Raw genomic sequence first — 11,818 nt, forward strand, 5'->3', positions numbered from 1 at the left:
GAGACCGGACGGCACGGCGCCGCGTCACAGCCCCAGCGCCTCCACGACCAGCGCGGTCACGGTGCGACGGTGCTCGGGCCGGTCCTCCCACCGCAGACGCCGGCCGGCCTCGACGACCACCCCGAACCCGGCGTGCACCAGAACGCGGGCCTGACGCGGGTCCAGTTCGGGGCGGGCGAGCCGCAACTGCTGCTCCCACACGGCGATGTGCTCCCGCTGCGCCAGCACCAGGGGCCGGCGCAGACCCTCCGGGAGGCCGGCGAGTTCGGCCTCGGCGACGCTGTTCAGTTCGGTGTGCTCGAAGCTGTAGGCCACGTACGTCCCGGCCAGGGCGGTGACGGCGTGGTGCGGGCCGGTCACCTCGTGCAGGCTCTGCTCGACCCCCTGGGCCAGCAGCCCGGCCGCCTGGAGGCAGGCCGCCGCCAGGATGTCGATCTTGCCCGGGTAGTGGCGGTACAGCGCGGACGGAGTGAGCCCCACCGCCCGCGCGATCTGCTCGTTCGTGACGCTCGCGAAGCCGTCGCGGGCGAACAGCGGCACCGACGCCGCAAGAATCTCCGCCCGCCGCGTCCGGGGCACGGGCAGCGCCGGCAACCGCGCGGGGAGCGGCCCCGGCCGGTCCGCCGGGGGAGCGCACGCGGCCACCCGCAGCGCGGAGGCCAGCAGCAACTCCTCGGCGCGGCGCTGCGCGATCGACGTCCGGTGCATCGTGATCGACGCGATCGCCCCCAGCGCCGCCACCGCCCGCAGCCGCCCGTCTGCGGGCGGATGCGCGCGCCGCACCCCGGCGTCGACCCGTCCGACCAGCCGGCCGAACTTCACGCCGAGCCGTCGGCGGTCCTCGCGGCTGAGATAGCGGGCCTCCCACCGGTAGACGCCGCCCGACGCCCGGTGTGCGACGGTGATCCGTGTGACCGCCGCCAGCACGTCCGCGAGCGGAGCCCGGGCGGGCACCTCGTCGAGCGCGGCGACCAGCCCGTCCACCATGACGTCGGCGCACTCCGCGAACAGCGCGTACTTGTTGGGGAAGTGCCGGTACAGCGCGGCGGCCGTGATCCCCACCGCCGCCGCGACCTCCTCCATCGAAGCGGTGTGGTATCCGCGCTCGCTGAACACCCGCCCGGCCGCCTCGATGATGAGCTGTCTGCGGTTGCGCGGACGCGTCGCCGCGGTCCGTTCGGCGGTCGTGGCCGGACGGGCGGATCGGGAGGCGGAGGCCATGCGAATCAGTCAATCACACACGGTCAGACGGCCGGACCCCTCGGTAGGGGCCGCGCCCCGGCGGGACGGGGCACGGTTCCGGCCGCCGCACGTGCGCGTCAGCCGAACATCAGCACCGCCTTGATCACCCGTCCCTCGCGCACCGCCGCCACCGCCGCCTCGATCTCCTCGAACGGGAACGCCGTCACCAGCCGGTCGACCGGGAAGCGGCCCCGCTCGTACAGCCCCACCAGCTCCGGGACGAACCGCACGGGGTCCGCGTCGCCCTCGATCACGCCGTGGACGCGGACCCCCTGGGCGAGGAGGGGCATCACGTCGAAGGTGACCTCGCCGCCGAGGCCGAGCAGCGCGAGGTCCCCGCGCGGGCGCAGGGCGGTGACGGCCAGACGGGCCATGCCGGGGCGGCCGGTGGTCTCCACGATGTGGTGCGCGCCGCCGCCGGTCGCCTCCCGCAGCGCCGCCGCCAGCCCGTCGCCGGGGGCGAGCGCCGAGGCGGCGCCGAGTTCGACGGCCAGGGCACGGCGCGCCGCGACCGGGTCGACGGCGACGACCGGATCGCATCCCGCGGCGACGGCGGCCATGAGCGCGCTCAGCCCCACCCCGCCGGCCCCCAGCACGACGAGGGACGAACCGGGCTCGGGGCGGAGGCGGTTGAGGACCGTCCCGGCGCCCGACTGGGCGGCGCAGCCCAGCGGAGCGGCCACTTCCGGCGGGAGGGCGGCCGGCACGGGGACGACACCGCGCTCGTGGACCAGGGCGTGCGTGGCGAAGCTGGACTGGCCGAAGAAGCCCGCGTGGAGCGGCGAGCCGTCGAGGGACAGGGGGCTGGTGCCGTCCGCGCGGCCACCGGAGAAGTTCAGGAGCGGGGCCGCACGGCAGTACGCCGGATGGCCCGCCGCGCAGCTCTCACAGGTGCCGCAACTGGCGAAGGAGAGGCAGACGCGGTCGCCCGGCGCGACGCGGGTCACCTCCGGCCCCACGGCCTCGACCACTCCGGCGCCCTCGTGCCCGAACACCATCGGGGTCAGCCGGCGCGGCCACGTGTCCCGCATCGCCAGATCCGTGTGGCAGATGCCCGCCGCCGTCGTCCGCACCAGCACCTCGTGCGGTCGGGGGGACTCGATCCACGCCTCGCGCAGGGCGAACGGCGCGCCCGGCGCCCCGGTGACCGCGGCGCGGACCCGTCTCACCCGTCCTCGCCGGCGCGGTCGAGGAAGAAGTAGTAGTACGGGCCCTCGGGCGGGACCCCCTTGGCGTTCATGATCCCCATCAGGGTCGTGTCGTCGACCCGCTTGAAGTGATCGAACACCGGCCGTCCGTCGTACACCATGGTGGCCGTCGACTCGCCCCGGAACTCGACCGTCCACAGACTGGCCTCGCCCTGCCCCAGCTCGACGTTCGAGTACAGCTCGCCGTTCGCGTCGCGGCACATCAGCGGCTTGGCGTCGTGCACGGAGACGAACGTCTTGCCGTACCAGCCGGCCTCTTCCAGCATGCCGTCCAGCGGGTGCCCGGTGGGGAACTCGCCGCCCGACCACGCCCCGAGGACGTCCTCGGGGCGCACGGTGTCCAGCACCGCCCAGATCGCGTCGAGTTCATCGGTGGGGACCGGCCCTTCGCTCCGGCGGAGCTCCTCGAACCGGGCGCGTGCCTCGTACACGTCCATGATGGATGCGTCCTTTCGTGGTCCGCCCGTGACGGGCGGTGCGGGATACGGGGGAGCGGCGGGATCAGGCACCGGTCCGGGGGCGCGGCAGCGGCCGGCCGGCCGCCACGGGGCCGCCCAGGACCGTGCCGGGGTGGCCCACCGTGGCCAGGCCGAGCAGGACGTGCCGCTCGGCGACCTCCTCGGCGGTGAGCGGCCCGTCGGCGCGGAACCAGTTGGCGACGCCCTGGCACATGACCAGGACCGAACGCACGGCGTCGGCCGGGAAGGGCGTGGTGAACACCCCCTGGGCGCGGCCCGCCTCGACCGTGTCCAGCAGCATGTGCTCCAGATAGTCGCGCAGGGCCACGTACCGCGCCCGGTTCTCCGGCTCCAGGCTGCGGATCTCCGTATCGAGGAAGGCCAGTCGCTGCCGGTGGGCCATGTACAGCACGATCGACTCGACCATGCCGCAGAACCGGGCCAGCGGATCGTCCCCGGCCTCGGCGGACGCGGCCCGGCAGCGGTCCAGGACGTCCCGGATCGACGTCTCCAGCAGCGTCGCCAGCAGCGCCTGCTTGTTCGCGTAGTGGTAATAGAGCGCGGGCACCGTGACCCCCACCCGGCCGGCGATGTCCCGCACCGAAGTCCCGTGGTAGCCGTGCTCGTTGAACGCCTCCATCGCGTGCGTCAGGATCGGGTGCAGCCCGAGCGGCCGGTAGGTGCGCCAGTGGTCCGGCGGCGGCGGGTCCTGACGGGGCTGGGTGCTCACGGCTCTCCTCGGAACGGACGGGACGGGACCGGGACTTCACTCCTGAGCGATCGATCAGTCGAGGCCCTGCCGGTGCGAGCCTCAGGGGAGTTCTCCTCCTGCCGATCCGTGAAAACTAGTGTGGCACGGGGAGTTGACCGGTCGGAAGATGTCCTTCTACGTTCTTTAGCGAACGCTCAGTAAACCGGTCCTGCCGCCAGGGCCCGGGCCCGGATCAGGCCCCGACGCGGGCCACCGCCCCCGCTCCGCCCTCTCGGACGTGTCCCTTCCGGCCCGCAAGGAGGCCCCGATGACCTCGGCACCCCGCACCACCGGCGAGCAGCCCGACGCCCCGGCCCACCGCACCCTTCCGGAGCTGCTGGCCCGCAACGCCCGGGACCACCCCGCGCTGCCGGCGCTGTCCTGGCAGTCCGCCGGACCGGACGGCGGCTGGACGACGCTCGACTGGGCGGAGGTCCACGCCCGCACCCAGCGCCTCGCCTCGGGGTTCGGGGCCCTGGGCGTCGCCCGCGGCGACCACGTCCTGCTCATGATGTCCAACCGCGCCGAGCACTGGCTGGCCGATCTGGCCCTCGTCCGCCTCGGTGCCGTACCGGTCAGTGTCTACGGCACCGCCGCCCCCGACCAGATCAGCCATATCGCGCGCAACTGCGGAGCCCGGCTGGCCGTGGTCGAAGGGGCCGCGCAGGTGGCCGTCTGGGAGCCGACGGTGGCCGACCCCGGCATCCCGCTGGAGCGCCTGGTGGTGGCCGAGGCGGGGGAGGAGGCCGGCCACCTCCCGTACGCCGTGCTGCTCGACGCCCCGGCGGGTGAGGCGGACGGGGACCTGGACACCGCCCGCCCCGAGGACCCCCTCACCGTCGTCTACACCTCCGGGACCAGCGGCGAGCCCAAGGGGGTCGTCCTCACCCACGCCCAGGTCATGGCGAACGCCCTCGCCCTGGACGCCGTCGTCGAACTGCCCCCGCACGTCGAGCACATCTGCTACCTGCCCTTCGCCCACATCGCCGAGCGCATGCTGGGCATCTACCTGCCGTGCCACCGCGCCTCGCACGTCTACCTCTGCCCCGATCCGGCGGGCGTCGCCGCCGTGGTGCGCACGGTGCGCCCCGCGCAGTTCTTCGGCGTGCCGAGGATCTGGGAGAAGCTCGCCGCGGGGGTGCGGGGGATCCTCTCGCTGATGCCCGCCGAGAAGCGCGCCGTCGTCGACGACGCCTTCGAGACGGCCAGGGAACACGTCTCGTACCGGGAGCGGGGCGAGGTGCCGCCCGGCGCGCTGGAGAAGCGGTACGCCCAGGCCCGTGAAGAGGTGCTGCTGCCCATGCTGGCCGCGGGCGGCCTGGACCGGGTGACCTGGTCGGCGAGCGCCTCGGCGCCCATGTCGGCCGATGTGGTGCGGTTCTGGGCCGGGTTCGGCATCGTCATCATGGACGCCTGGGGGCTCACCGAGACCACCGGAGTGGCCACCAGCAACAGCCCCAAGGGCGGCTTCCGCCTCGGATCGGTGGGACGCCCGGTCGAGTCCGTCGAGGTACGCGTCGCGGACGACGGGGAGATCATGGTCCGGGGCGCCTCCGTCTTCTCCGGCTACCTCCAGCCCGACGGCTCGACACGCTCCGCCCTGGACGAGGACGGCTGGCTTGCCACCGGAGACATCGGACGCCTGGACAAGGACGGCTACCTCTGGCTCACCGACCGGAAGAAGGAGATGATCATCACCTCCACCGGCAAGAACGTCTCCCCGGCACTGGTGGAGAACGCCCTCAAGGAACACCCGCTCATCGGCCAGGCCATGGTGCACGGCGACCGCCACTCCTACCTGGTCGCCCTGCTCGTCCTGGACGCCGAGGCCGCCCCCGCCTGGGCCGCCGCCCACGGGGTGCGGACGACGGACGACCTCGCCGCGCTCGCCGAGCACCCCGAGGTCCTGGCCGAGGTGGACCGGGCCGTCGCCGCCGCCAACGCCCGGCTCAACCGCACCGAACAGGTCAAGCGCTACGAGCTGCTGGCCCGCGAATGGGGCCCGGCCACGGGCGAGTTGACCCCCTCGCTCAAGATGCGACGCCGCGTCATCCGCGAGATGTACGCGGACCGGCTGACCCGGCTCTACGCGAACTGACCGGGACCGCGCGGGCCGTCCGGTCCGGTGCGGCGCGGCGGAACCGGACCCCCGGCCCGCCGCGCCGGGCCCCGCCGGCTCAGAGGCCGTAGGTCTTCCCGATGACCTCCCGCTGGATCTCGCTGGTGCCGCCGTACACCGTGGAGACCACCGCCGCCCGCAGATGGCGTTCCATGTCGAACTCCGTGGTGTAGCCGTAGCCGCCCATCATCTGCATCCCCTCCAGCGCGGCCCGCTTGGCGACCTCCGTGGCCTTCAGCTTGGCCATCGACGCCTCGCGCCGGAACTGCTTCTCGGGCCGCGCGTCGCAGTCCGAGGCGGTGTCGCGGACCAGCAGCCGGGTGCACTCGATCTCCGTGGCCAGATCGGCGATCCGGTGCCGCAGCGCCTGGAACGAGCCGACGGGGCGCCCGAACTGCTCGCGCGCGCGTATGTACGCCACCGTGTCGTCGAAGGCGCGGCGGGCAAGCCCCAGCATGTTCGCGGCCAGGAAGAGCCGCTCGTGGTCGAGCCCGGCCATCAGCTGCCGCCAGCCGTCGTCCACCCGGCCGACCACCGCGTCCGCCGGCAACCGGACCCCGGTCAGGAACACGTCGTTGACCTCCCGGCCGCCCATCGTGTCGATGCGCCGCACCTCGACCCCCGGCGTCCCGGCCGGCAGATGGAACATCGTCAGGCCGCCGTGCTTGTCCTCACCGGTCCGGGCCACCAGCAGGATGTGCCGGGCGCAGTGTGCGTTGGAGATCCAGGTCTTCTGACCGTCGAGCACCCACGCCCCGTCCGCCTCCCGCCGTGCCCGGCAGCGCAGCGCCCCCACGTCCGACCCGGCCCCCGGCTCCGACATGGCGATGGACAGCACCTCCCCGCGCGCGGCCCCCGACAGCACCTCCTGCCGCTGCCGCTCGTCACCGAACCGCTCGTACGCCTTCGCGGCGATGACCGTGGTGATGAACCCTCCGGCCGGGACCATCCCGTACGAGGTCTCCTCCAGGAACAGGCAGGCGTCGGCGATCCCGCCGCCCGCACCCCCGTACTCCTCGGGCAGGCACACCCCGAGCCAGCCCAGCGCGGCGAGCTTCCCGTACAGCTCGGGGCTGTGGGCCTCGCGTCCGCCCGAGGTCAGCGCGTCGCGCTGCTCCCGGGTGCCGCACTCCCGCTCGGCGAAATCACGGACGGCCGCGACGAAACCGGCCTGCTCCTCGGTGAGGCGACTACCCATCAGAATCCTCCGGACGTCGACAGTGTTACTAAGTGATGCTAATCGTTTCACCGTATCTACGGGAGGTGTTCGCCGGTATCGTGAGCGCCATGAGAACGGACACGAACGACTCGGCGCTCACCCGGGCCATCGCCGAGGCGGAGACGGAGGACCCGACGGCGCGGCGGATCCTGGATGCCGCGCTGGAACAGTTCACCCTGCTGGGGCTGCGCCGCTCCTCCGTGGACGACGTCGCCAAGCGGGCCGGGGTCTCCCGGGTCACCGTCTTCCGGCGCTTCCAGACCAAGGACAAGCTCGTCATGGCCACCCTGCTGCGCGAGCACCGCAGGTTCTTCCAGGAGCTGGACGCGGCCGTCGCGGCGCTGCCGACCATGGAGGAGCGGGTGACCGAGGGGTTCGTCGTCGCCCTCCGGTACACCCGCGCCCACCCCCTCTTCGGGGGCCTGCTGCGTCTCGAACCCGAGGTCGTCCTCCCGTACATGACGGTGCGGGGCGGCTCCACGCTCTCGGCCACCGTCGCCTATCTGACGGCCCATCTGCGCCGCGCCCAGCAGGCGGAGGGCCGCCCGGACGGCGACCCCGGGCCGGTCGCCGAACTGATGGTGCGCGTCGCCGTATCGTTCCTCCTCAATCCGGCCAGCTGCATCGAGATGGAGGACGAGGACCAGGCCCGCGACTTCGCGCGCCGCTACCTGGCCCCGCTGCTGACGGCGTGAGATCCGGGGGCGCGCGGCCACCGCGGTCGGGTGGCCGAGCCTGCGCCCCGCCCACGCGGCAGGCGGTACGGGTCCGGGCGCGGACCGCGCCGCACCGGCCCGGAGCCGGCCGCGCGCTCAGCGGCGCCGGTGCAGCGACCGGGCCATGCGCACGGCGCGCTCCCGGGTGGCGGCCGGCACCTCGAAGGAGGTCAGCGCGAGGGGCGGCGTGAACCGCTGCACGGTCGTCGACTGCACGGCGGTGAAGGCGCGAAGCCCCTCCTCGCCGTGGATCCGTCCGAACCCGGAGTCCCGCGATCCGCCGAACGGCAGCGCGGGCACCGCGGCGAAACCCAGCACCGAGTTGACCGACACCGCCCCCGCCCGCAGCCGCGCGGCGATCGCCGCCCCGCTGCGCCCGCCACGGCAGAACACCGCCGCGCCCAGGGCGTACCGCGAGGCGTTGGCGCGCTCCACCGCCTCGTCCACGTCGGCCACCGCGTTGATCGCCACGACCGGCCCGAAGGTCTCCTCCGTCATCACCGCCGCGTCCTCCGGCACCCCGGTCAGCACCACCGGGGCGACATACGGGGCGCTCACGGACTCCGGACCGCCCAGCAGCGCCCGCGCCCCCGCCGACACCGCACCGGTCACATGCCGTTCGACCACCCCGACCTGCCCGGCGAGCGTCATCGGACCGTATGCGGAGTCCGCGGCAGCCCCCGGCCGCAGCGCCGACGCCCGCGCCGCCACCCGCTCGCACAGCTCCGCGTGGATCTCGCGCACCGCGTACACCCGCTCCACGCCCGCGCAGGTCTGTCCCGCGTTGCTCAGGGCGCCCCACACGATGGCGTCGGCCGCGGCGGACAGATCGGCGTCGGCCGTGACGATGACCGCGTCCTTCCCGCCGCACTCCGCGAGGAACGGCGTCAGCGTTTCGGCGCACACCGCCATGACCCTGCGGGCCGTGCCCGGCGAACCGGTGAAGGCCAGCTTGTCGACCCCGGAGCGGGTCAGCGCCTCCCCGGTGGAGGCCGGTCCGGTGACGGTGGTCAGGAGCCCGGCGTGCTCGGGCACGGCCGCGTCGAAGAGCTCGGCCAGGAGGACACCGGTCCCCGGCGTCAGCTCGGACGGCTTGAAGACCACGGCGTTGCCGGCCGCGAGGGCGTACCCGATGGAGCCCATCGGGGTGTACAGCGGATAGTTCCACGGTCCGATCACCCCGACGACCCCCAGCGGCCGGTGCACGAGCGAGGCCCGCTGATGGACCGTGAACAGCCCGGTGCCCACGCCCCTCCGGCGCAGCACGCGGTGCGCGTTGCGGGCGGCCCACGCCAGATGCTCCAGCGTGAGGACCACCTCCAGCGCCGCGTCGCCCGGCGGCTTGCCGGTCTCCTCGGCGATCGTCCGCGCCACCGTGTCCAGATCGGTCGCGAGCGCCTTCTTCCAGCGCAGCAGATGCTCCTTGCGCCGGGCCGGCGGCAGCGCCGCCCACGCCGCCTGAAGCGTCCGGCCCCGGGCGACGGCCGAGGAGACCTCGTCGATACCGGTCACCGGGTACTCGGCGAGCGGTGTGCCGGTCGCGGGGGAGCGGGTGGTGAAGACCGTTGCGGAGGACGGGGCGGCTGGGGTGGTCTCGGTCATCGGGGTCTCCTGAGGAGGGCGTGGGACGGTCCACCATGAGTCGAAGATACTGAAAGTATTGAAGTGTTTCATCGAGCGTCAATACGTCGGACACGACGGAGGCGCACGGACACCCCGGAGCCGCACGTTCCGTCACAGCGGTCCCGCGAGGAAGCCGACGTGAACTCAGCAGCCCTTACCCCAAGCCGCGATCAGGGCGCCCAGGGGTCGGAAAGGCGGCCCGGAACCGGCAGGACGAGCGAGACGCCCGTGCGTGCGGCGGTGCGGGTGAGGAAGTCCATCGTGGCCGGGAAGTCGTCGAGGAAGGAGCGGAAGGGCCTCAGGGGCCGGTCGAGCGGACGGAAGAAGTCGTCCCAGTGGACGGGGACGACACGCCGGGCCCCCGTCGCCGCCACCAGCCGCTCCCAGTAGACGTTCCGGAACTCCTCGTCCTGCTTGCCGAGCGCCCCGACACCCAGATACACCGTCTCGGCCGCATGCCCGTCGAGCGCGCCGGGAAGGCTGTGCGCGCTGGCATGCACGAGGAGTTCCCTGCCGTCGTGGCGCACATGGAGCGAATAGCACGCCCCGGTCCGGTAGTCCGTGGCCCGTACCGGGAGACGCAGCGGCCGTTCGACCTCCCCGGGCGCGATGTCCCCCGGGCTGTGCCGCGCCGGCAGTGGCGTGAGCGTGAATCGCCCGATCGTGAACGGCTCGCCCACCACGGCCAGGTGGAACCGCTCGTCCGCGAAGCCCTGGCCGAGGGCGATGTGACGGGTGGACGCCGAGCCGATCAGCCGGGCCCCGGTCATCTCGGCCACGATGGCGGAGTCCAGCGCGTGGTCGTAGTGGGAGTGCACGACGAACACGGCGTCGAGCGCGTCGACCCCTGCCCGGCGCAGCCCGTCCTCGATCCGCCCCCGGTCCGGCCGCAGCCGCCCGAAGCGCATGCGCAGCAGGCCCGGACGGCTGAAGAACCCATCGGTCAGGACCGCCGTCTCCCCGTCGTGGAACAGCAGGGTGGACACTCCGAGGAACACGCAGCGCAGCGCCCCGGCCCGCTCCGGCGCCCCCGGCTCGAACCACGGGGCCCACGGCTCCAGACGCGGCGCCCGCAGCCCGCGCAGCACGTCCACCACTCCGGGTACACCGCGCCCGTCATGGCCCCTCACGCGCGGAACCCCTGTCCGTGCCCCTGCTCTCGCATGGAGCTCAGTGTCGCCGACCCCCGACGGCGCTGTCAGCCCGGCGGACGGACCAAGCCTCGTCCCGCGCCCTGCCCGTCGGCGTGGCCCACGCGCACGCCGCAGTCGTGGCGCCCGGGGGCGGAGCAGTCGGACCTCGCCCGGGAACCCCGGGTCCCGTGGCCCCGGCGGCAGGCGAAATCCGCCGCTACACCGAGGACTTCACGCATCGGCACGGGGCGCCGGCTGGTGCCCGCGGCCCAGTCCGGGTCAGGGGAGGAGGGGAACCGGTGGCCCGGCCGGCCGCCCGAACCGGGCCGGATCGCAGGGCCGTTCCTACTGAGCGGCGTGCACGCGCAGCAGCAGGGCGTGGAGTTGGGTGCGCTCGTCCGCCGAGAGCGGGGCGAGCAGGGCGTCCTGCACCTCCTGCGCCTCGGAGGTGAGAGCGGTCAGGGCGTCGCGGCCGGCCGGGGTGAGGGTGACGAGGACGCGGCGGCGGTCGGTGCCGTCGCGGTCGCGGGTGATGTGCCCCAGGTCGCCCAGTTCGTCGAGGACCTTGGTCATGTCGCTGACGTGAATGGCCAGGCGGGAGGCGAGATCACGCTGGACGTGGGGGCCGAAGTCCGCCAGCGCGGCCAGCGCGGCCATGTGCCACAGGCGCAGGTTCGCGGCGGCGAGGCGGTCGGCCAGGCGCCCGCGTGCGTCCTTGCCGACCTTGGACAGCAGGTAGGTCGTGAGAGCGGTGAGCGTCGGAGGGGCGGCGGAGCGCGGAGGTGGGGTGGCCATGAGGTGATGATAGGTTCCCACCTATCATTAGTGCACACCTATCATCTATCTTTCGTGGGGGACCGGTTCCATGGACGTGATGCACCCTCGGCTGCTCGTATCCCGGTTCGGCGAAGCCTTCCGCTTCTACGACGCGGTGCTGCCCGAACTGATCGGCGCCCGCCTCACGCGCGGCGGCGAGCAGGGCCCGTACGCGAGTTGGGACGTCGACGACCAGGGCGTCGTGATGCTCTTCGACCGCGTGGCCATGGCCGCGGAGGTGGCCGGGACCGCGCTGCCCGACGGGCCGCCACCCGGGCAGGACGCGGTCCTGCTGGTCAGCAGGGTCCCGGACGTCGCCGCCGCCCACGCCCTGTGCCTGGCCCACGGAGCGCGGGACGTCGCGGGACCGGCCGACCGGCCGGCCTGGGGGCCGACGTGCCGCACGGCCCATGTGCGGGACCCCGAGGGAAACCTGCTGGAGTTCCAGTCCTACTGAGACCGGCGCGCACCTCACCTCGCCCCGCCGGAGACCCGGCGGGGCGAGGCGTGCGGGACGGGGGCGGACGGGGCCC

11 protein-coding genes are annotated in these 11,818 nt (G+C 73.7%); 3 read left to right on the forward strand and 8 right to left on the reverse strand.

Annotated elements, in window-relative coordinates; translation table 11 throughout:
- Nucleotides 1-24: 24 nt before the first annotated feature.
- The 4 genes from ACWCXC_RS27345 to ACWCXC_RS27360 form a co-directional block, all read right to left on the reverse strand.
- Complete coding sequence (locus ACWCXC_RS27345; protein ID WP_450685411.1) at nt 25-1,221, reverse strand: TetR/AcrR family transcriptional regulator; 1,197 nt, start codon at nt 1,219-1,221, stop codon at nt 25-27.
- 98 nt (nt 1,222-1,319) lie between these two features.
- Nucleotides 1,320-2,411, reverse strand: coding sequence for an NAD(P)-dependent alcohol dehydrogenase (locus ACWCXC_RS27350; RefSeq protein ID WP_450685412.1), 1,092 nt, complete (start codon nt 2,409-2,411; stop codon nt 1,320-1,322).
- Complete coding sequence (locus ACWCXC_RS27355; RefSeq protein ID WP_450890815.1) at nt 2,408-2,887, reverse strand: DUF4334 domain-containing protein; 480 nt, start codon at nt 2,885-2,887, stop codon at nt 2,408-2,410. The genes ACWCXC_RS27350 and ACWCXC_RS27355 overlap by 4 nt, the downstream gene beginning before the upstream one ends.
- Nucleotides 2,888-2,951: 64 nt before the next feature.
- Nucleotides 2,952-3,638, reverse strand: coding sequence for a TetR/AcrR family transcriptional regulator (locus tag ACWCXC_RS27360; RefSeq protein ID WP_450685414.1), 687 nt, complete (start codon nt 3,636-3,638; stop codon nt 2,952-2,954).
- A 289-nt stretch (nt 3,639-3,927) separates the two neighbouring features.
- On the opposite strand from ACWCXC_RS27360, the gene ACWCXC_RS27365 reads away from it, so the two are divergent.
- Nucleotides 3,928-5,757 carry an AMP-dependent synthetase/ligase gene (locus tag ACWCXC_RS27365; protein WP_450890816.1) on the forward strand — a complete coding sequence of 610 codons (1,830 nt, stop codon included), beginning with the start codon at nt 3,928-3,930 and terminating at the stop codon, nt 5,755-5,757.
- Nucleotides 5,758-5,836: 79 nt separating this feature from the next.
- Here the strand turns inward: ACWCXC_RS27365 and ACWCXC_RS27370 are convergent, their stop codons facing one another.
- A complete protein-coding gene (locus ACWCXC_RS27370) occupies nt 5,837-6,976 on the reverse strand; it encodes an acyl-CoA dehydrogenase family protein (protein ID WP_450890817.1) in 1,140 nt (379 codons plus the stop codon).
- Between the two features lie 89 nt (nt 6,977-7,065).
- On the opposite strand from ACWCXC_RS27370, the gene ACWCXC_RS27375 reads away from it, so the two are divergent.
- On the forward strand, nt 7,066-7,692 hold the full coding sequence (locus ACWCXC_RS27375; RefSeq protein ID WP_383633801.1) for a TetR/AcrR family transcriptional regulator: 627 nt from the start codon (nt 7,066-7,068) through the stop codon (nt 7,690-7,692).
- Nucleotides 7,693-7,809: 117 nt separating this feature from the next.
- Here ACWCXC_RS27375 and ACWCXC_RS27380 read toward each other — a convergent pair whose 3' ends face one another.
- The 3 genes from ACWCXC_RS27380 to ACWCXC_RS27390 form a co-directional block, all read right to left on the reverse strand.
- Nucleotides 7,810-9,315, reverse strand: coding sequence for an aldehyde dehydrogenase family protein (locus ACWCXC_RS27380; RefSeq protein WP_450890818.1), 1,506 nt, complete (start codon nt 9,313-9,315; stop codon nt 7,810-7,812).
- 191 nt (nt 9,316-9,506) lie between these two features.
- Nucleotides 9,507-10,466, reverse strand: coding sequence for an MBL fold metallo-hydrolase (locus ACWCXC_RS27385; RefSeq protein WP_450684570.1), 960 nt, complete (start codon nt 10,464-10,466; stop codon nt 9,507-9,509).
- Nucleotides 10,467-10,814: 348 nt separating this feature from the next.
- The gene (locus tag ACWCXC_RS27390) at nt 10,815-11,264 is read right to left on the reverse strand and encodes a MarR family winged helix-turn-helix transcriptional regulator (RefSeq protein ID WP_450684571.1); all 450 of its coding nucleotides are present in this window, start codon (nt 11,262-11,264) and stop codon (nt 10,815-10,817) included.
- A 70-nt stretch (nt 11,265-11,334) separates the two neighbouring features.
- Here ACWCXC_RS27390 and ACWCXC_RS27395 point away from each other — a divergent pair, with 70 nt between their 5' ends.
- Nucleotides 11,335-11,742 carry a VOC family protein gene (locus ACWCXC_RS27395; RefSeq protein ID WP_450684572.1) on the forward strand — a complete coding sequence of 136 codons (408 nt, stop codon included), beginning with the start codon at nt 11,335-11,337 and terminating at the stop codon, nt 11,740-11,742.
- Nucleotides 11,743-11,818: the final 76 nt, after the last annotated feature.

The sequence above is a fragment of the Streptomyces sp. NPDC001515 genome (assembly GCF_053597115.1).

Excerpts from the sequence above, each read along its gene's own strand:
- ACWCXC_RS27345 (WP_450685411.1), bottom strand. The coding sequence starts at position 1,221 with ATGGCCTCCGCCTCCCGATCCGCCCGTCCGGCCACGACCGCCGAACGG.
- ACWCXC_RS27355 (WP_450890815.1), bottom strand. The coding sequence starts at position 2,887 with ATGGACGTGTACGAGGCACGCGCCCGGTTCGAGGAGCTCCGCCGGAGC.
- ACWCXC_RS27365 (WP_450890816.1), top strand. The coding sequence starts at position 3,928 with ATGACCTCGGCACCCCGCACCACCGGCGAGCAGCCCGACGCCCCGGCC.
- ACWCXC_RS27370 (WP_450890817.1), bottom strand. The coding sequence starts at position 6,976 with ATGGGTAGTCGCCTCACCGAGGAGCAGGCCGGTTTCGTCGCGGCCGTC.
- ACWCXC_RS27375 (WP_383633801.1), top strand. The coding sequence starts at position 7,066 with ATGAGAACGGACACGAACGACTCGGCGCTCACCCGGGCCATCGCCGAG.
- ACWCXC_RS27380 (WP_450890818.1), bottom strand. The coding sequence starts at position 9,315 with ATGACCGAGACCACCCCAGCCGCCCCGTCCTCCGCAACGGTCTTCACC.
- ACWCXC_RS27390 (WP_450684571.1), bottom strand. The coding sequence starts at position 11,264 with ATGGCCACCCCACCTCCGCGCTCCGCCGCCCCTCCGACGCTCACCGCT.
- ACWCXC_RS27395 (WP_450684572.1), top strand. The coding sequence starts at position 11,335 with ATGGACGTGATGCACCCTCGGCTGCTCGTATCCCGGTTCGGCGAAGCC.